Source organism: Paenibacillus sp. WC2504 (assembly GCF_052682475.1).
Genome location: NZ_JBQZFH010000001.1, coordinates 5,497,552 through 5,516,494, shown reverse-complemented (window position 1 = coordinate 5,516,494; position 18,943 = coordinate 5,497,552). Strand labels below are relative to the sequence as shown.

Sequence of the window (18,943 nt, the reverse complement as noted above, 5' to 3'; positions counted from 1 at the left end):
GGTTGGCATGCTGCAGCTGCTCAGCAAAATCCGTTATGCGGTTATCGGGCGGGAAGCGGATAAAGGTCTGCTTTTCAAATTGTTCATCTACTTGATCTTGCTGGATACGGCTTACATTTATTTGAAGCCAATCCTGCACATGATAGCGACTATGGTTAAAAATGCAGACGATTTGCTGGATCCCGCTGTCAACTGGTTCCCGAGGACAATCTACCTCGGGAACCTCCAGGAGGCTTGGTCGTGGATGAAATATCCGAAGGCGCTGGGTATCAGCCTTGGCCTCTCGCTCTCCGTGGCTATCTTGCAAACCCTATCGTGCGCCGTTACCGGTTACGCGTTTGCAAGGTTGAAAATCCCGTTTAAACGAGTGCTGTTTTTTTTCCTTATGCTAACTTTTATTGTGCCTATGCAAGTTACGATCCTGCCCAACATCATTTATGCCAGACAGTTAGGTCTCCTGAATACGATTTATCCGATTATCGTTCCGGCCTTTTTCGGGCTGGGGTTAAAAGGAGCGCTGTTCGTCATTATTTACCGCCAATTTTTCTCCACACAGCCGAAGGAATTGGAAGAAGCAGCCCGGATTGACGGGGCCGGCGTGTTTAAAATTTTTTACAAGGTGATGATGCCGTTAGCCAAACCGGCGATTCTCGTCGTTTTTCTATTTTCCTTCATCTGGACGTGGAACGACTTCTACTTGCCGAGCATGTACTTGTCCGATATTGAAACGGCGCCTTTATCGCTCGGAATAGAGAAGATTGCATCAGCACTGCGTCAACAAGCCGAGGCTTACGGACCGTCCGTGAATGACGAGGCGATACGGATGTCGACAACGTTCTTAATGATTATCCCGCCACTGCTACTGTATACGTTCACGCAGCGATGGTTTGTAGAAGGCGTAGAGCGAACAGGCTTAGTGGAATAGAAACTTGGCAAGAGACAGTTGAAACGGAGGGTAAAAAAGAGATGAAACGTCTTCTCGCATTATGTTTGGTTGGCGTCCTGATTGCTATGCTCGCGGCATGTTCGAAATCAACACCAACGACGGCAAGCAAATCAGCCGGGCCGGTTAAAATGCTCTATATCAAACGAGGGGAAGGGACGAATGATCCCTATGTGGTGAAGCATTTTGAGAAGGCAGGCTATACCGTCATTGATATGGCGGATAACGTGTTTAAACCGGAAAATCTAAACGGTTATGGCGTTGTTTATGTTAGCCCGACTGTCAATGCTTCCAGAATTAATGACCAGCTTAAAGGCTCGAAGGTGCCTATCGTTTTTGCGAAGCCGCAAGTGGCCAGTATTTCCGCATTAACAGGGCTGTTGGATTACAATGAGCTCAGCGCGGCGAAAACCGTTCAAATTAAAGACAGCAAACATCCATTGGCAGCTGGATTTAAAGATCAAGTAACGGTTTATAAAAATGACGGTAAAATCGGTTACGCCATCCCAGGCAAAGAGGCTGTTACGATCGTAACAGCTCCCGGTGATGATAAGAAAGCGGTTGTTTTTGGCTATGAGAAGGGCGCCAAAAATATTAATAATGAGCCGGTCTCTTCCCGGCAAGTATTTTTTTATTTGAGTGCAGGGGAAGAAATGAATCAGACCGATGACGGCTATAAATTATTGGATGCGGCTGTGCAGTGGGCAGCTCAAAATGGACAAAAATAAACATTCCTGACAGGGAGGAAATTCGTTTATGAAAAAGGTAAATGCAGCCCTTATGGCTTGTATGGTCTTTGCACTCTCCGCTTGCAGTTCGGTCACTAGTCATCCTGTATCGGTATCCAACCAACCGGCATCCAGCGCGGCAGCCAAGTCGCAGAGCAATGGAAAAAGTGTGCTTTTCATCGGCCAAGAAGGCGGCGGGGACGGGATAGTGATCAAGCGCTTTAAGGAAAAACATGGGATGAATGTCACGGTGATTTCCGACAAAGAAGTGACGACAGAGAAAGCCAATGGTTTCAATTTAATTTTTGTTAGCGAGTCGGTCAATTCAGGGAAAATCAAGGACAAATTCGTGGCCATTCCAGTCCCTGTCATCTATGACGAGCCGCAAATTTCCGGTGATACAGGCATGACTGATGTGGACATGAACGGCAAACTCGAAGGGAACAATGCGGCGAAGACGATTCAAATCCGCAATGGCCAACATGCGCTCGCAGCCGGCCTGCAAAACAATGTCGATGTCTACAAAGATAATGGAAAGATGAGTTGGGCAACGCCGGGCAAAGGTGCGATTGTTGTAGCTACCGTGCCAAACGATGATATGAAGGCGACTATCTTTGCTTACGATAAGGGCATGACGAATGTGAAAGGGCAAACGGTTGCTGCACGTGAGGTTTTCTTTTACATGATGACAGGTGAAGAAATCAATCAAACGGATGACGGTTGGAAGCTGTTTGATGCCGCTGTCCGCTGGGCGCAAGAGACCAAATAACATGAGTTCTTGAAGGAGGTAGGGAGTTAATGAAACGGTTGTTTTCCTACTTAATGGTTGTCATCCTTATTTTTGCAAGCGCTGCCTGTTCCATGCCTACACAAAAAGATGCTGGAAACGGAAAGAAAGTCCTTTTTGTCGGCACGGATAGCGCAAATGACCGAATTGTGATGAAGCATTTCAAGGAGCTTGGCTATGAGGTAACGCTGATGTCAGATAAAGAGCTTACTCCCGAACAGCCGGCCAACTATGGCTTGGTCTTTGTCAGTTCATTCGCAGGTTCTCATCGCGTTGCGGATAAATTACTCGGATCAACTGCGCCTGTCATCTATGCCAATGGCAAAATATTGGGTGAAGTGGGATTAGCCAGCAAAGATGATTCGGATTACGGCGAATATACCGGCTTGTCGATCTCGATTAAAGAGAGTAAGCATGAGCTTGCGGCTGGATTACCGGGCAGTGTGGATATTTATAAAGAGGAAGCGAAGATCAGCTTTGTTGTGCCACAGGGGGGCGTTATTATTGCCTCAGCACCGGATAACGATAAACGTGCCGTGATTTGTGCTTTTGACAAAGGTATGAAAAATATGAGCGGCCAGGTTTTACCGGCTAAGCGCTTGTTTTTCAATTTGACAGGCGGAGAAGAAATCAACAGGACGGATCATGGATGGAAGCTATTTGATGCAGCCGTTCATTGGTCAGTGGGGAAAGGTTGAATCGGAATGATGCAACAAACAACCTATAATGTTGGAGAACCCCCCTAATGTAAACGTAAACATTTCGTAATAAAGTGAAAGTATACAAAATTTGAAATCACGATTGGGAGGTTCATAGAGAAAATGAAAAAATTTCTCAAAGCATCTTTAGCGATCACCTCGGCATTTGTTATCCTGACAGGCTGTACGTCCGAGCCAGCTCAAAGCGATAAACAGCAGCCCGTTGCCTCAGAAAACAAATCACCGGACAACGAAATATTCATTTATACCGTGTATCCAGCCTTTTATGCCAAAGAAGATATCTGGGAGAAACAAGTGGGGCAATACCTCAAGAAGAAATTTCCAGATCTTACATTCAAACACGTGCAGTGGGATAATCCAGGTCGGCAATATAAGGATCTGATAGCAGCTGGCACCATTCCTGATATTGTGATTGATAATGCCCGAATGAACTTGCAGCGTTATATTTTGAAAAACGATTTGCAGTATGACATGACGGACCTGATCAAAAAGTATAATTTCGACACGAGTACATTAAATCCAGCCGCAATGGCACAAATGAAGAACGTAACGCCGGAAGGGAAAATTTATGGTTTACCTTTCCAAATGAGTGATTTCGTTCTGTTCTATAACAAAGATATTTTTGATAAATTCGGTGTGGATTACCCGAAAGACGGTATGACCTATGATGAAGTTTATGAATTAGCTAAAAAGCTGACTCGTGTCGAAGGCGAAAATACGTACAAGGGTTACCAACAGCATCCTGGTTTGTATATGACTTATAATCAGCTTTCCCTTTCCCCTCTCAGCTTGACGGAAGACAAGGCGGAAATGAATACACCGGGCTGGAAGAAGGAAGTTGACAATCTAAGACGTTTCTACGAGATTCCGGCCAATCAGTTTACATCCGTCGATGATTTCCCGAAAGGGAAAATGGCGATGAGTGTTCACGTGACAGAGAAGATCGTTCAGTGGTATGAGCAAAACAAAAACTTGAACTTTGATATCGCAGCTATGCCATCCTTTGCAGATGCACCGGGCGTCAAAGCTCAGCCAAATCTATACTCGGCGTATATTACCAAACAGTCGACTAAGAAAGATCAAGCTTTCCAAGTCATTCAGTATCTGCTGTCTGAAGAGATGCAAGTCAATTTTGCAAAAGAAGGCATCATCGGACCGCTGCAAACGCAGAAAGTACAAGAAGCTTTCGGTAAAAACTTGCCGCAAATGCAAGGGAAACATACGCAAGCCATCTTCTACGGCAAAAATGCCATGCCGCCAGCAGCTCGCGCTTCAGGTTTAACTTACATTGATGTGCCGGTACACGGCGTGTTCCAGCCACTGATCTTCGGAGAATCCAAGGACTCCGTAACCGCACTGCGCATGATTGAAGAATCTTCAACAAAAGCAATTCAGACCGAGAAAGCCGCCCAATAATGCAACATAGGGCTCCTTCATCCAATCATTGGAGGCGCCTTCATTCCAAATTGAAAAAGGGGTGACCCATTCCATGAAACGTTTTCTATTGCTGCTCGTTGCAGTGTTTATGACAATCACGATGAGCGCCTGTTCCTCCTCAGAGAAAGCAGCTAATCCGGGCGTATCGGTATCTCCCACGTCAACAGTAACAGCGACTGCAACGGCAACACCATCGACGGCTCCAACTCATACAGCGAAGGCCTCAGAGACTCCCGCAGCTTCGTCAACACCTGCAGTTTCAGCAACGCCTGCTGCAACCGTGGAAGCAACGAAAGCAGCGAGCCCTACGGCTGATGCAACGAAGGCGCCGGCTGCGGCTTCCACAGCGAAGGCAAGCGAAGCACCTGCCCAGGCAACGGCTGCACCAGCGCCAGCTGCGAGTCAACCAGAGGCAGCTCAGAAAGAGGAAGTATCTCCGCAAGGGAAGAAAGTGCTTCTTGTCGGCAGAGATTCCGAGCCGCTTCCCGCTGAAGACGTTGCGATTGCTGGCCGTTTGAAAGGGATGGGATTTAGCGTAACCCATCTTGCAGATCGTGAGCTTACCGCTGATGCGACGAAAGGGTTCGATTTAATCTACATCAGCCAAACGACGAATTCAAAATTTTTGAAAACAGGTGTGATGAAAGAAGTTGCCATTCCAACGGTGTATGTGAAAAGCCACGGGATGTTCTATCTGGGACTCTCCTCCCAAGAGGAAGGCACGACGGTCAAGAAGTTGAAATCAATTGATATCGTCGATAGCAAATCTAAGGTTGCCGGCGGATTATCAGGAACAGTAGAAGTTTACACGGAAACCGGTGATAATTTCGGCGTCAGTTATGGGCTTCCAGGCAAGGAAGCGAAAGTGATCGCAACGGTTCCGGGCGACAAAACGAAGGCTGCTCTTTATTACTATGATAAAGGCGCCAAAGGCGATAACGGTTATGAAGTGAAAGCGCGATTATCCTACTACTATTGGAGTAACGGCATGCAGGATACTTCTACGGATGCGGGCTGGAAGCTTTGGGATAACATTGTTTTGTGGACGTTGCAGAACGGATAACGAAATCTTGCGGTTCATGAAGGAGGGAATTGTCGTAATGAAACGAGTACAAATAAGTCTGGCTCTCGCGCTTACCCTTGCGCTGGCTGCCGGATGCACGAACGAGGCAGCTCCAAGTGCCAAACCGGGTGGAACGGATGAGAAAACCTCACCGCAAGCCCAGTCGTCACCGGACAACGAATTGTTCATTTATACCGTATGGCCGGCTTATTATGTCAAAGAGGAAATTTTTCAGAAACAAATTGGGGACTTTATCAAAAAGAAATTTCCGAATGTCACGATCAAACACGTAGCTTGGGACAATCCGGGCAGACAGTACAAGGACTTGATCGCAGCCGGGACGATTCCTGATATCATCATGGACGACACTCGGATGAACGTACAAAGATATTTGATTGATAATGACCTTCAATACGATATTAGCGATCTGATCAAAAAGTATAACTTCGATACGAGTAAATTGAATCCGGCCTATATGGCGCAAATCAAAAATTTAACTCCGGATGGAAAAATATACGGGCTTCCGTTCTATAACAACGATTTTGCTTTATTTTACAACAAAGATATTTTCGATAAATTCGGCGTTGATTATCCGAAAGACGGTATGACGTACGATGAGATCTACGAGTTGGCGAAAAAGCTGACGCGCGTTGAAGGTGACGTTACGTACAAAGGTTTCTCACAAAACCCGGGCCATTATTTAAATTATAATCAATTGTCCCTGTCTCCGTTAAGCAAAACCGAGGATAAAGGAGATATGAGCGATCCGAATTGGAAGAAGCTAGTAGACAACATGAGAAGGTTCTACGATATTCCAGCCAACCAGTTTGATACCGTCGAAACGTTCGCCTCCAAGCCAAGTATCGCCATGGCGGTGGCAACGGTGAGCGATCATTTAGTCAAGTTCTATGAGGAAAACAAAAACTTGAATTTCGACATTGCTTCTGTTCCGTCCTTAAGTGACGCTCCTAACACGAAATATCAGCCGAATGTGTACTCGATGTACATTACGAAGCAATCGAAGAAAAAAGATCTGGCCTTCCAGGTCATGGATGCACTGCTTTCGGAAGAACATCAGATTGAGCTTGCCAAAGAAGGCGTCATCGGTCCGCTTCAGACGGATGCGGTCAAAGCAGCCTTCGGGAAAAACTTGCCGCAAATGCAAGGTAAGCACGTTGAATCCATTTTTAGCAGTCAAAATGCGATGCCTCCTGCTGCACGTAATCCTGGTTTAGTTTGGTATGACGTACCTGTTCAAGGCGTATTCCAACCGCTTATTTTTAAGGAGTCCAAAGATTCCGTAACAGCGCTTAGAATGGTTCAGGAGCAAGCTACGAAAGCGATTGAGACCGCAAAGGCAGCTAAAACTGAAATTAATAAGGCTGCGAGCACGACCAAGTAACCGTTTACCAACCATGCTAACATACATGACAAATCAAATTTAGAAAGGTGAGTTCACGTGAAAAAATTTGTATTCTCGCTACTATCCATCCTTCTCATGTCACTAACTATCCTTCCGTTTGCTTTCGCAGAAGACACGAGTACACCCGCAGCAGTGAAAAGCGTCGACGATTTCAAAGATTTGAAGAATTTACCGCAAGCAGATAAGGAAAAGTTCGATTCACTGATTCAAGACGGCGTTTTTAATGGGTTGACGGAAGATACGTTTGGACTGGACGCTCGGATGAATCGGGCACAGTTTGCGAAAGTGGCTGCGATTATTTTTAACCTCGAAGTGGACAATACGCTAACGGTTTCTTCTTTTACTGACGTCAGAAGTGACGATCCGGCCAATTCCTACGCGCTTCCTTATATTGAAGCATTGAAGAAGGCAGGACTCACCAATGGTTACGATGCAGAAGGCAAAACGTACAAACCAGCTGGTGATGTGTCCCGCCAAGAGCTGGCAGCTTTCCTGATTCGCGGATTAGGTCTGGATGACGATGCGGCTGCAGCTACGCCAGTTGATGATTCAACGGTAGATGATTGGGCCAAAGGTTATGTTTCACTTGCGCTTGAGAAGAACTTGCTAACGAACCAATCAGCGGGTAAATTTAGCGGAAAAACGTCCGCTACACGTAAAATGCTGGCTCTTGCAAGCTTTGCAGCCAAACAAATTCTTTCCGGAAGTGAACCGGAACCAGCAGAAGAACCAGAGGTCAAGCCAGAGACTGGTAAAGATCCTGCAGCGCCAGCTGGCGAAATTTCCGCACAAGGCAAAAAACTGCTTTTCATCACACGTCAAAGCTCTCAAATGACACAACTGAAAGATAACCCGGATGATGAGAAAATTATTGGCCGTTTGAAAAATCTTGGTTTCAGAGTGACATGGGTCAACTGTGATAAGTTTACGGCAGATAAAGCGGAAGGATATGATTTGGTTTTCGTCAGCAACACGCTTAACTCCAAATATCTTCGTTCCGGCATTATGAAAGATATTGCGATCCCAACAGTTTACTTAAAAAATCACGGCATGTACTATCTCGGTCTTTCCTCTCAAGAGGAGAACACCAACGAATATAATATCAAATCTACGACAATTGCAGAGCCGAAAGACAAGGCTGCGGCGGGTCTTTCCGGTGAAGTGGACCTTCTATTAACGACAGATCCAAAAACAGCTATGGCTTACGGCCTTCCAGGCAAGGAAGCTACGGTTATTGCGACAGTTCCAGGAAAGCCGAAAGAATCAACCATTTTCTACTACAACAAAGGAACGCACTCTGATAGCGGCTATGAGGTACAAGCGCGTCTTTCCTTCTTCTCCTTTGCCGGTAATTATGATAACGCTACTGAAGATAGTTGGAAGCTTTTGGATGCACTTGTTTTGTGGACACTGCAAAACGGCTAATAGCTTTGAATCAACATGTCGAACTCCAGTTTTCGAACTGGAGTTCTTTCTCTAGCCAAATCCGCACATATAGGAGCGTGAGTGGTCATGAATGTCCATCAACAAGCAAGCTCTGCACCTCTGGTTCAAGCAGAAGGTGTCACTCGCATATTTGGACGCGGCTCAGCAGCTGTTCATGCCTTGAGGGGAGCGAGCTTAAGTATTCCCTCCAAGCAGCTCATTGCACTCAGAGGTCGTTCGGGCTCTGGCAAAACCACATTAATCAATATTTTGGGTGCGTTGGATAGACCGACAGAAGGACGAGTGTTCTTTGGCGGCAATGAAATCAGCGGCTATTCCGAAAGCAAACGTAACGCCCTCCGGCGAAAGGATATGGGGCTTATTTTTCAATCTTTTGGCCTCGTTCCGTTAATGACAGCGTATGAGAATGTAGAGTTTGGCTTGCGTATTGCCGGTGTGAAGTCGGTGAATTTTAAGGATTACACGGAAAGTGCACTAGAGTATGTGGGGCTTAAGGCAAGGATGAAACATAGGCCGTTTGAAATGTCTGGGGGAGAGCAGCAGCGGGTAGCGATTGCAAGAGCGATTGCCCATAAACCGACGTTAATTCTTGCAGACGAACCGACGGCTGAATTAGACAGCAAGATGGGTGCGCAAGTGATGCGGGTATTCAAAGATTTGGTGCAGCATGAGGGCATGACCATCATCCTCACGACGCATGATCCCGCCATTATGAGTTATGCCGATCATGTTTACGCATTGGAGGATGGACAAATTGTCGATGCGACTTAAACGAGCAGTTATGCCGGTTATCAGCCTATGCTGCATGGCATGGGTGCTGGCGGGGTGCGCGCTCTTGCCCGTTGAGGAAGGCGAGTTGAAACCACCGCTTGTCGAGCCCGCTAAGGAAATCTTAAACCTGTACACGGTCAAACGCAGCAATATTACCCAACAAATAACGGGTGTCGCTACATTTGCCTCCGATAAAATGGACTATTTATTTTATTCGGAGTCCGGCGGGCGTTTGAAACAAATCAACGTGAAGCTGGGGGATCAGGTGAAAGCCGGGGATGTACTGGCTACAACAGAAACGTCCGATTTGGATATGAGAGTGAAGCTCCAGCAAATCGCCATTGAGAAACTAAAAATTTCACTTCAGCAAGCGATGGCGGAAAAAGATGCCGATGATCCCGATATTCGGATGATGCTGCTGGATATGGAGAGCGCCCAGCTGCAATTGGAATCGCTCCAGAATCAACTTAAGAATACAAGGCTGACTTCTACCATTGACGGGATTGTGACGTTTATCGATACTCTTCAGCCAGGGGACCAAGTTGTTGCTTACAAACAAGTCATCACGCTTTCGGATCAGAAACAGATGAAGCTTGTTTATACAGCTTCAAGTAGCAATGATTTGGGTGGAGTCGAAGTTGGCATGGATGTAACGGTGAAAATCAAAGATAAAACTTATCCGGGGAAGGTCGTTCAAACGCCTCTCTCCGCGCCGCCGAACAGTAATAAAGCGATTCAGGACAAAAATGCGAAAGCCGTCTACATCCAAGTGACAGGTTTGCCACCGGATGTCGTGATTGGCAATCAGGCCGATATCACGATTGTGACCCAGAAGCGCGATCAGGTGCTTGTGATCCCAAGAGCTGGACTTCGCAACTACATGGGCCGTGATTTTGTCCAGGTGCTGGACGGCGAAAGCCGCAAAGAAATTGATGTGGAGAAGGGCATCGTTGCGGCGACAGAAGTGGAAATACGCAAAGGGTTAAGCGAAGGGCAGCAGATTATCCTGAACAACTAGGAGGCTAAGACATTGGCGTTATTTATCATGATCTTGCGCAAAATGATCAATAATAAATGGCTTGAGCTTAGCTTGTTGTTCGGGCTTGTGCTGTCTGTCGCATTGGCGAGCAGCATGCCGATTTATACGAGTGCCATTTTGCAACGACTGCTTATTCAAGAAATGCAGCAGCTGCAGCTGGGCAGCAATCAATATCCGGGCATTTATTGGCTGTCGGCCTCTTTTTCCGCGCAAGAAAAACAACCGAAGCATGTCACGATAGCAGAAACAGAGCAGTTTCTTAAGGGAAAAGAAGGACGATTCGGCATCCCGGTGCAGTCCTTCGTTCGTGAGAGAGCAACGCAGCGCTACAATTTAACACCGGCTGAGCCGGATAAAATCGACATTAATGTTCAAAGATCAGCGGATATATCCGCGATCGATGGCATGGAAAATCACATCAGACTCGTAGATGGGCGGCTTCCGGCGAAAGAGCCGGTTAACGGCGTGTATGAAGCCCTTGTTGCTCCGGAGGCTTTAACCGAGCTCGGGATGGTGCTGAACACCGTTTTCATGATCAAAGATGCGGGTATGCAGGAGCCGATCTCCATTAAACCTGTCGGCGTGTTCGACCGCAAGGACTACACCGATATTTTTTGGTACAACAATACGAGCAGTTATAAGAACAGCTTTCTCATCGATTTTCAATTGTTCGAGAAAGCATTTACGGTGGAAGGCAAGTTAAATGTTCAATCCAGCTATTGGTATTTCGCGCTTGATTACAAGTTGTTGACATTAGCGTCCGCTGACGGATTTCTTTATAACGATGAAGCGATCAATACCTATATGGATGCTCATTATGAAAACCATAATAAAAACGTGCCGGCTCTCCAAACACTCACTAACTATTATATAAAAGAAGCAAATTTACGGAAAATGTTATGGTCGCTTAACGTGCCTGTTATGCTGATGCTCGCTTTTTACTTATATATGGTCGCTAACCTTATCACGGAAAGGCAAAAAACAGAGATCGCCGTGCTGCGCAGCCGGGGAGCCAGCCGCTGGCAAATTGTGCTTAGTTACGCCGTTGAAGGCGTGGTGCTTGGGGCGATTGCTTATGCAGTCGGGCCGTATATAGGCGAATCGATTACAAGTTTATTAGGTGCTTCTAGTGGGTTTCTTGAATTTGTCCAACGCGCAAAGCTGGAAACCGAGCTGAATCAGGATGCTTTTCTCTATGCGTTGATCGCAATTTCGGCATCGCTTGTCATGACGCTCATTCCCGTTATTCTTGCAACAAGAGTCACCATTGTCGGCCACAAGCAGCAATCAGCGAGACTGCAGAAACAGTCTTTTTGGCATAAATTTTTCCTCGATATCGCGATTATCGGTATTTCGTTGTACGGATTGCAGAATTACAAAACGAGGGTCAAAGATATCCTTTCACTCGGTTTGAAATCAGGAGATTTAAGAGTAGATCCCCTGTTGTTTCTCATTCCCGCGATGTTTATTTTCGGCCTGGGCTTGCTCGTGCTTCGTTTATATCCTTTGTTCATGAAGCTTTTGTACAGAATTGGTAAACGCTGGTGGCCGCCAACCTTATACACGACTTTAATCCAGGTGAGCCGTTCGATTATTCAGTATCAATTTATTATGGTGTTTCTCATTATTACGATTGCTACAGGACTGTTCAGCGCAAGCGCCACACGTACGATCAATCAGAATACGACGGATAAAATCCGGTATTCCGCCGGTTCCGATATCGTCATGCAGATTCATTGGGAAAACGATGCGCCACCGGCCATCTTGTTTGGTGCAGAGGAATCGAGCGATGAAAGTACGTCAGAGGTGGCTTTATCGGACGATGCTCCCGTAACCCCGCCGCCTAAGGTGCAATACAGCGAGCCATCTTTTTTACCGTTTACGCAGCTCCCAGGCGTGGAACATGCAGCTAAGGTGTTTGTCAAAAAGGATGCATCCTTTACCAAAGGTAAAACGAACGCAAAAGTTGAGCTAATGGGCATAGACACCAAAGCCTTCGGCGAGACGGCGTGGTTGAGAGATCATTTGCTGGATCATCATATGAACGAATATTTAAATTTAATTGCCAAAAATCCTTCCGCTGTTCTGATATCAAAGTCGGTGGCAGAAGAATACGGCGTTAAAGTGGGAGATACACTTTCGCTCGGTTGGGGGAACCTCGAGCCTGCCTCCGTGACCGTCTTCGGAATTATTGATTATTGGCCGTCCTGGAATCCTAATCCTGGAGCGGGCGATACGATTTCGGTGACCACGAAGCAAGGGACTACCACGAAGGTCAAGAAACCGATGCTAATCGTCGGTCACCTCACGTACATTCAGAACAACATCGGGATTGAGCCTTATGAAGTTTGGATGAAGCTGAAACCGGATGCGAGCAGTCAAGCCGTGTATCAGGCTGTGGTCAAACATGGGTACGATATCGAATCGTTGACGGACGCAAAGCAAGCACAGATCATAGCTGTCAAAGATCCTTTTCAACTCGCGATTAATGGGGTTATGACGTTAGGGTTTATCATTTCGGTTGTCGTTTGCTTTTTCGGGTTCCTGCTCTATTGGGTGCTGTCATTATCCGCACGGACTCTGCAATTCGGGATTTTCAGGGCAATGGGCGTTTCCGTTTTTCAACTGATTGGCATGCTGATCGGTGAACAAGTGATGGTATCGGGCGCAGCGATTCTTATTGGGATGATGACGGGTAACATTGCTAGTCACTTGTTTGTTCCCTTATTCGAGTTATCGTTCGATCCCAGCACGCAAGTACCTCCGTTTCAAGTTACGTTCGATCCGCGCGACCATGAGCGGCTGTATGGGATCGTCACCGTCATGATCACAATTGGACTTGTGGTGCTCGGACATATCGTCTCGCGAATCCGGATACATCAAGCCGTGAAGCTTGGGGAGGATTAAGATGATCCATTGCGATAATCTGGTTAAAATCTACAAAATTGCCGACTTGGAAGTCGTGGCGCTGCAAGGGTTGGATCTGCATGTGGAAGCTGGCGAGCTGATGGCCATTATCGGCAATAGCGGAAGCGGCAAATCGACGCTGCTGAATATGCTTGGCGGACTTGATCGGCCTTCGGCCGGGCGTTTGATCGTAGACGGCAAGGACCTGCTCAGCATACGCGAGAAGGACCTCGTCAAATATAAACGCGAGTCTGTCGGCTTTGTCTGGCAGAACAATGCGCGCAACTTAATCCCTTATTTGACGGCCCAGGAAAATGTGGAGCTGCCCATTCTGCTGCAGGGCAAACGGAAACGGGAGCGCGCGCTTGAGTTGCTGGAAGCGGTCGGGCTTAGTCACAGAAGGAATAACAAATTGAACCAGTTATCCGGTGGAGAGCAGCAGCGCGTGGCGATTGCGATTGCCCTTGCGAACCATCCGAAGCTGCTGCTTGCGGATGAACCTACGGGCTCGGTCGATACACGCATGGCCAATCAAATCCTTGATTTGTTCCGGCAGCTGTCCCGGGAACTGGGGCTCACCATCGTGATTGTGACACATGATCCGATGCTCGCTAAGAAAGTGGATCGTGTGGTTGCGATCCGGGACGGAAGAACGTCGTCAGAAATTTTACGGCGCAAGTCCTATGAGCAAGAACTGCAGGATTTAGAAGAAGGTATTGAAGAGCAAGAAGAGGAGTCTCACGACGAATACGCGGTGCTCGACCAAGCCGGTAGGCTGCAAATTCCAGCGAGCTACTTGGAAACAATTGGTATGAAAGAAACGAATAAAATGAAGGTTACGGTGGAGGACGGCAGGATCGTGCTCATACCTCCAATCAAAGTATAACGAAGGAGCAATTGTCGATGATTAGTCAGGAAACGAAACAAATACCGGATACCCTTCTGCTGGAGGAGCGGGCTGGACACGTGCTTAGCGCCATTATCGGGATGGCAGATGAGGATTTTGAATATATTCCTTTTTTTGCAGCGAATTTGATGGAGAAGCCGGCGTTTTTGACCCATGGGGACTGGGATTACGGCTCCAGCCATGGCCGCTTGGTGGATGCTCTTATTTTGGCCAGACATATGACAGGAGACGAGCGGGGGCGCGACATTGAGGAGCGTTACAGAGCTAACTTCCTCAGTTTTTTCAAAGAGGACGGACTCAGTTACCGGCAAATCAATCCGAAGGCACCTTGGGAAACCAACGCAAACTTGATTGACCAACGGGCTGTCATTCTCGCATTAACATCCTGGTTTATGTCAACAGGCGACCGCAAAATCAAGCATGTGGCTGATAAACATGTAGCTGCGCTCAAACGAATCGCTATTAAGGAAAAAGACGTGTGGTATTACCCGGCTTCCGAGTACACCGTCAATGGCTGGCCGTCCACCAACGCAGTTCAGCTTCGGCTAGCCCCAGATCCGGCAGCCTTCTGCGGACGTTTGGTCATGCCACTGCTCAAATATTATGAGTTGACAGGAAATATGGATGCTTTCGAGCTGTGTCAGTTTTTCTCGGCGCTTATTGTTCATCGCAGCGGCGTCTTTAATCCGGATGGCAGCTTTAACGATTCGCTTGCTTACCGCAGCGGCCACTTTCATACCCGCATCGGTACGCTTGATGCGCTTGCGCGTTTTGCTTTGCATACCCAGGACGCTTCAATCATCCATTTCGTCAAGAAGAGTTATGACTGGGCGCTAACTCGCTGCACAACGTTTGGTTGGACGCCTGGCGATATGCATGAACAGGCTTTTGAGCATGAAACTTGCTCGCTCGTCGACTTAATTTCTACAGGAATTACGCTGGCCAGAGTGGGGTATGTCGAGTACTGGGGCATCGTAGAGCGCTTCCTGCGCAACCACTTAACCGAGTCGCAGCTGCTGAATCTGGATTGGGTTGTGGGGGCTGACAATAAAGCCAATGATGATGTTGGGATGAAGTCTTTCTTCAACGTGGCAGAACGTACGCGTGGGGCATTCGCTGGTTACTCCGCTCCCAATGATTTCTGCTGTAATGTCAGCGGAGGTAGAGGGCATACCAACGATTTGCAAACCTGCTGCATTGGCTCGGGGACGCGCGGTTTATTCATGGGATGGAGCAATACGATTACGGAGCATAACGGGACGATTAGCGTGAACTTTCTGTTGAACCGGGGCTCACGTTGGCTTGATGTCTCCAGTCATCTGCCTCACGAGGGCAAGGTGGAACTGGAGATTCATCGTAGTGTGCCAAGATTGTTGGTTCGCATCCCTGAATGGGCAGGCTACGCAAAGGTGGAAGTATATCGTGAACTCGGTGATAGCGTACGGACACAAACAGGAAGCGAACCGAGCATGTGGGTGAATCAACGCTTCCTCGCACTCGGCCCGGTACAGGCAGGAGAGAAGATAACGCTAACCTTCCCGCTTAGTGAGCGCCAAACCATAGAAAAGGCGGTAGGACAGGAGTTTATTACGCGTTGGCGCGGGGATGATGTCATTCACCTGAGCCCGGAAGGGACACATCACCCCTTTTATAACAACCGGAAAATATATGAGAAAGCACCTCTTCGCTCAGGGCAGTATCGCCGATTACAGGAAGAATTTTATTGGTAAAAGGAGGGGGCAAATGAGCAAATATTGGGCTGGTCCCCTACTCCAAGAGGGATTCTCGATCATTCGGTTAACCGACGATGAAAGCAATTCTTTCGCAGAACTCGCTCCAGAAATTGGTAATAACCTCTATCGTTTCACGTGCGACAGGTATGAGGTTCTCATGTCGCCTGTGAGCTTAACCTCTCTCTGGCATGAATCGAATGAGGTGTTTAAATACGGTACACCCCTGTTATCTCCGCCGAACAGGGTTCGAAACGGTCGTTTTTTATTCAAAGGTCGTGAATATAAGCTGCCTCTGAACGAGCCTCCTGATCATCATTTGCATGGTGAACTATGTTCCAAGGCATGGAAGGTGGTAGGCTACGGCGCTTCCGAGGAGGAAGGGGCTTGGGTCACCAGCCAATTTCGGTACGCCGATCATCCTGAGATTATGGCCTATTTTCCCCATATGCTTGTCTTTACAATGACGTATCGGCTAAAGGGTGGCCGACTCTATCTGGAAGGGGGGATTGAAAATAAAGACGTGGAAGAAGCCCCGTTCGCTTTTGGGCTGCACCCTTACTTTGCGGTACCGTTCGGAGACGGAGAAGAGATTTCGCTTCGTGTACCTGCGGCTGCGGAATGGCCTGTTACGAATCAGGCATTCGTCATAGGCACGCCGGAGGAATCTGTATTCAGCCGAGAGCTTCGGCAAGGTGTTTCGATCGAGAACTACCCGCTGCTTGGCTGTTCCCTGATAGCCATGGGGCAGGAGGGTGATCGAACATGCCGGATTGAAATGAAAAATCGAGACTATACGATTGCTTACCAGTTCGATGAAACCTTTCCTTATGTGGTCTTATTTCGACCGGATTGGGCATCGGCCTATTCTTTGGAGCCTTACACTTATGTTACGGATGCCTTTAATCTCCCTTACAACCACGAACTGACAGGAGCCCGGGGCATACGGGCAGGTGAACAAGTCCGATTCACGACAGGGATGTGGATTGAAAAATAAGGAGGCGTCGCGTTTGGTTAACTTAGACTTGAATATAAAGCCGGAATGGCCGGCACGCAAAGATTTCCGTATCGGCTGCATCGGTTCCGGGTTCATTATGCGAGACTGCCATCTTGTGGCTTACCGCGATGCCGGTTTCAATCCGGTGGCGATCGCATCGCGAACCTACGATAACGCCAAAGCCGTTGCACAATTGCGGAACATCAAGACCGTGCACAGGACGTGGGAGGAGCTCGTTCAGGATGAAGATATCGAGATTCTGGATATTGCTTTTCCTCCTGACCGGCAGCTTGAGGTTGTTCGTCTCGCAGTGAAGATGAAGCATATCAAGGGCATTTTGTGCCAAAAACCGTTGGCGATGAACTCTAAGGAAGCTAAGGAAATCGTGGACCTGTGCGAGAATGCGGGGATCAAAATCGCCGTCAATTCCAACATGCGGTACGACCAATCGATGCGTGCCCTTAAGACCATTCTTGACCGGGGATATCTGGGAGAGCCTGTGCTCGCGTCAATAGACATGCGCGCGATTCCGCATTGGCAGGATTTTCTGCATAAGTATGAGCACCTTGAGATTCTGAATATGGGGATTCATCATATTGATGTGTTCAGGTATTTGTTCGGCGATCCAGTGAAAGTTACAGCTGTTACGCGCAGCGATCCTCGAACCAAATTTCCCCATATAGACGGGATATCACAATATACGTTCCAGTATGCGAACGAGTTAATGGCAACCAGTCTCGATGACGTCTGGGCATGGCCTGGAGAAGGGACTGAAAAGGACATTTCTATTAAGTGGCGGGTTGAGGGACTGAACGGCATGGCGCAGGGCACGATCGGGTGGCCCGTTTATCCGGAGAGATCACCGAGCACATTGGCATTTACAACAAGGCAAGCGCCGAATCAGTGGTTCCGGCCGACGTGGGAAGAAGTCTGGTTTCCGGATGCCTTCCAAGGTACGATGGCCCAGCTGCTGCGGGCTGTAGAGACAGACAGCGAGCCGGAAATCGGCGGACGAGATAACTTGAAGTCCATGGCGGCGGTTGACGCTTGTTACAAGTCAATTGCTGAAGGCAGGACAGTTTTATTTTCTGAAGTAACAACTTCATTTCAATAAAATAGATTTTCGAGGAGGAAATTACTAATGATCTCAGTCGGTATTTTTAACGGGTACTATCCGTATTCCTTAGAGGAATCCATTTCCCGCATGAAAAGGGACGGATTTTCCTGTGTTCAACTGGATTTGTCCTTCAAAGACATGGACCTTGCCTACGAATCGCTTACCAAGGAAAAATGCCACCGGATTCGCGATGCCTTCCGTGATGCCAATTTGCCGATCGTCTGCATTTCCGGTTATACGAACATCATTCACCCTGACCCGAAGAAACGCGAACAAAACTTGTTCGGCCTGCAGACTTTGCTGAAATTTGCCCGCGATTTGGGTACGCCGTACGTCATCAGTGAAACGGGGACTTACAACACGGAAAGCGATTGGGTGTGGGACCCGAAAAATGGCTCGGAAGAAGCTTACGAAGAGACGTGCCGTCAAATCGAATCGTTAGCTAAATTTGCTTATGACCATGGATCGGTATTCCTTGTGGAAAATTACGTCAATAACGTAATCGGTTCCGTTGACGCGCTAACTCGTTTATTTTCCGATGTGAATCATCCAGGTCTTGGCCTGCTGATGGACCCGACGAACTATTTCACGGACAGCAACATTGGCCACGTCGACGAGACGCTGAACCGCATTTTCCACACGCTCGGGGATAAAATAAAAATTGCCCATGCCAAGGACTGCAAGCCTGCGGAAGACTTGTCGGAGAAACATGCGGAAATCGACGCCGTCGAATCGCACACCTTCCGAGGGGCAGGCGCCGTTGAGCTTCCAGCTCCCGGACTGGGGATTCTGAATTATGACTTATATTTGCAAAAGCTGTCTAAGCTCCACCCGAATATGCCCATTATTATCGAGCATCTGGATGAGCAGGATATCCCGCGCGCGAAAAAGTTCCTTGACGACAAGCTGAAAGCAATCGGCGGTTAATA

At 47.7% G+C, this 18,943-nt stretch carries 16 protein-coding genes; all 16 read left to right on the top strand.

Annotation, left to right across the window (positions count from 1 at the left end):
- The first annotated feature begins 7 nt into the window (after positions 1 to 7).
- Complete coding sequence (locus ACUN27_RS24850) at positions 8 to 925, top strand: carbohydrate ABC transporter permease (RefSeq protein WP_379171146.1); 918 nt, start codon at positions 8 to 10, stop codon at positions 923 to 925.
- Between the two features lie 41 nt (positions 926 to 966).
- The gene (locus ACUN27_RS24845) at positions 967 to 1,671 is read left to right on the top strand and encodes a hypothetical protein (RefSeq protein WP_315948789.1); all 705 of its coding nucleotides are present in this window, start codon (positions 967 to 969) and stop codon (positions 1,669 to 1,671) included.
- A 28-nt stretch (positions 1,672 to 1,699) separates the two neighbouring features.
- The gene (locus ACUN27_RS24840) at positions 1,700 to 2,440 is read left to right on the top strand and encodes a hypothetical protein (RefSeq protein ID WP_326061462.1); all 741 of its coding nucleotides are present in this window, start codon (positions 1,700 to 1,702) and stop codon (positions 2,438 to 2,440) included.
- Positions 2,441 to 2,469: 29 nt separating this feature from the next.
- A complete protein-coding gene (locus tag ACUN27_RS24835; RefSeq protein WP_326061461.1) occupies positions 2,470 to 3,156 on the top strand; it encodes a hypothetical protein in 687 nt (228 codons plus the stop codon).
- Between the two features lie 123 nt (positions 3,157 to 3,279).
- Entirely contained in the window at positions 3,280 to 4,593 is a 1,314-nt protein-coding gene (locus tag ACUN27_RS24830) for an ABC transporter substrate-binding protein (protein ID WP_315948795.1), read from the top strand.
- 73 nt (positions 4,594 to 4,666) lie between these two features.
- Positions 4,667 to 5,677, top strand: a complete 1,011-nt coding sequence (locus ACUN27_RS24825) for a hypothetical protein (RefSeq protein ID WP_445559716.1) — start codon at positions 4,667 to 4,669, stop codon at positions 5,675 to 5,677.
- A 37-nt stretch (positions 5,678 to 5,714) separates the two neighbouring features.
- Positions 5,715 to 7,079, top strand: a complete 1,365-nt coding sequence (locus ACUN27_RS24820) for an ABC transporter substrate-binding protein (RefSeq protein WP_315948798.1) — start codon at positions 5,715 to 5,717, stop codon at positions 7,077 to 7,079.
- A 57-nt stretch (positions 7,080 to 7,136) separates the two neighbouring features.
- A complete protein-coding gene (locus tag ACUN27_RS24815) occupies positions 7,137 to 8,525 on the top strand; it encodes an S-layer homology domain-containing protein (protein WP_379171036.1) in 1,389 nt (462 codons plus the stop codon).
- An 87-nt stretch (positions 8,526 to 8,612) separates the two neighbouring features.
- A complete protein-coding gene (locus tag ACUN27_RS24810) occupies positions 8,613 to 9,317 on the top strand; it encodes an ABC transporter ATP-binding protein (protein WP_315948802.1) in 705 nt (234 codons plus the stop codon).
- On the top strand, positions 9,307 to 10,335 hold the full coding sequence (locus ACUN27_RS24805; RefSeq protein ID WP_445560661.1) for an efflux RND transporter periplasmic adaptor subunit: 1,029 nt from the start codon (positions 9,307 to 9,309) through the stop codon (positions 10,333 to 10,335). Before ACUN27_RS24810 ends, ACUN27_RS24805 begins: the two co-directional genes overlap by 11 nt.
- A gap of 12 nt (positions 10,336 to 10,347) precedes the next feature.
- Positions 10,348 to 13,263, top strand: coding sequence for an ABC transporter permease (locus tag ACUN27_RS24800; protein WP_326061457.1), 2,916 nt, complete (start codon positions 10,348 to 10,350; stop codon positions 13,261 to 13,263).
- Between the two features lies 1 nt (position 13,264).
- Positions 13,265 to 14,149, top strand: coding sequence for an ABC transporter ATP-binding protein (locus tag ACUN27_RS24795; RefSeq protein WP_326061456.1), 885 nt, complete (start codon positions 13,265 to 13,267; stop codon positions 14,147 to 14,149).
- Positions 14,150 to 14,166: 17 nt separating this feature from the next.
- Positions 14,167 to 15,900: a hypothetical protein gene (locus tag ACUN27_RS24790; RefSeq protein ID WP_445559715.1), complete on the top strand. Its 1,734-nt coding sequence runs from the start codon at positions 14,167 to 14,169 to the stop codon at positions 15,898 to 15,900.
- Between the two features lie 13 nt (positions 15,901 to 15,913).
- Complete coding sequence (locus ACUN27_RS24785; protein WP_445559714.1) at positions 15,914 to 16,897, top strand: aldose 1-epimerase; 984 nt, start codon at positions 15,914 to 15,916, stop codon at positions 16,895 to 16,897.
- A 13-nt stretch (positions 16,898 to 16,910) separates the two neighbouring features.
- A complete protein-coding gene (locus ACUN27_RS24780) occupies positions 16,911 to 18,011 on the top strand; it encodes a Gfo/Idh/MocA family protein (protein WP_315948812.1) in 1,101 nt (366 codons plus the stop codon).
- 27 nt (positions 18,012 to 18,038) lie between these two features.
- Positions 18,039 to 18,941 (top strand): sugar phosphate isomerase/epimerase family protein, encoded by a 903-nt coding sequence (locus ACUN27_RS24775; RefSeq protein WP_445559713.1) that lies wholly within the window; start codon positions 18,039 to 18,041, stop codon positions 18,939 to 18,941.
- Positions 18,942 to 18,943: the final 2 nt, after the last annotated feature.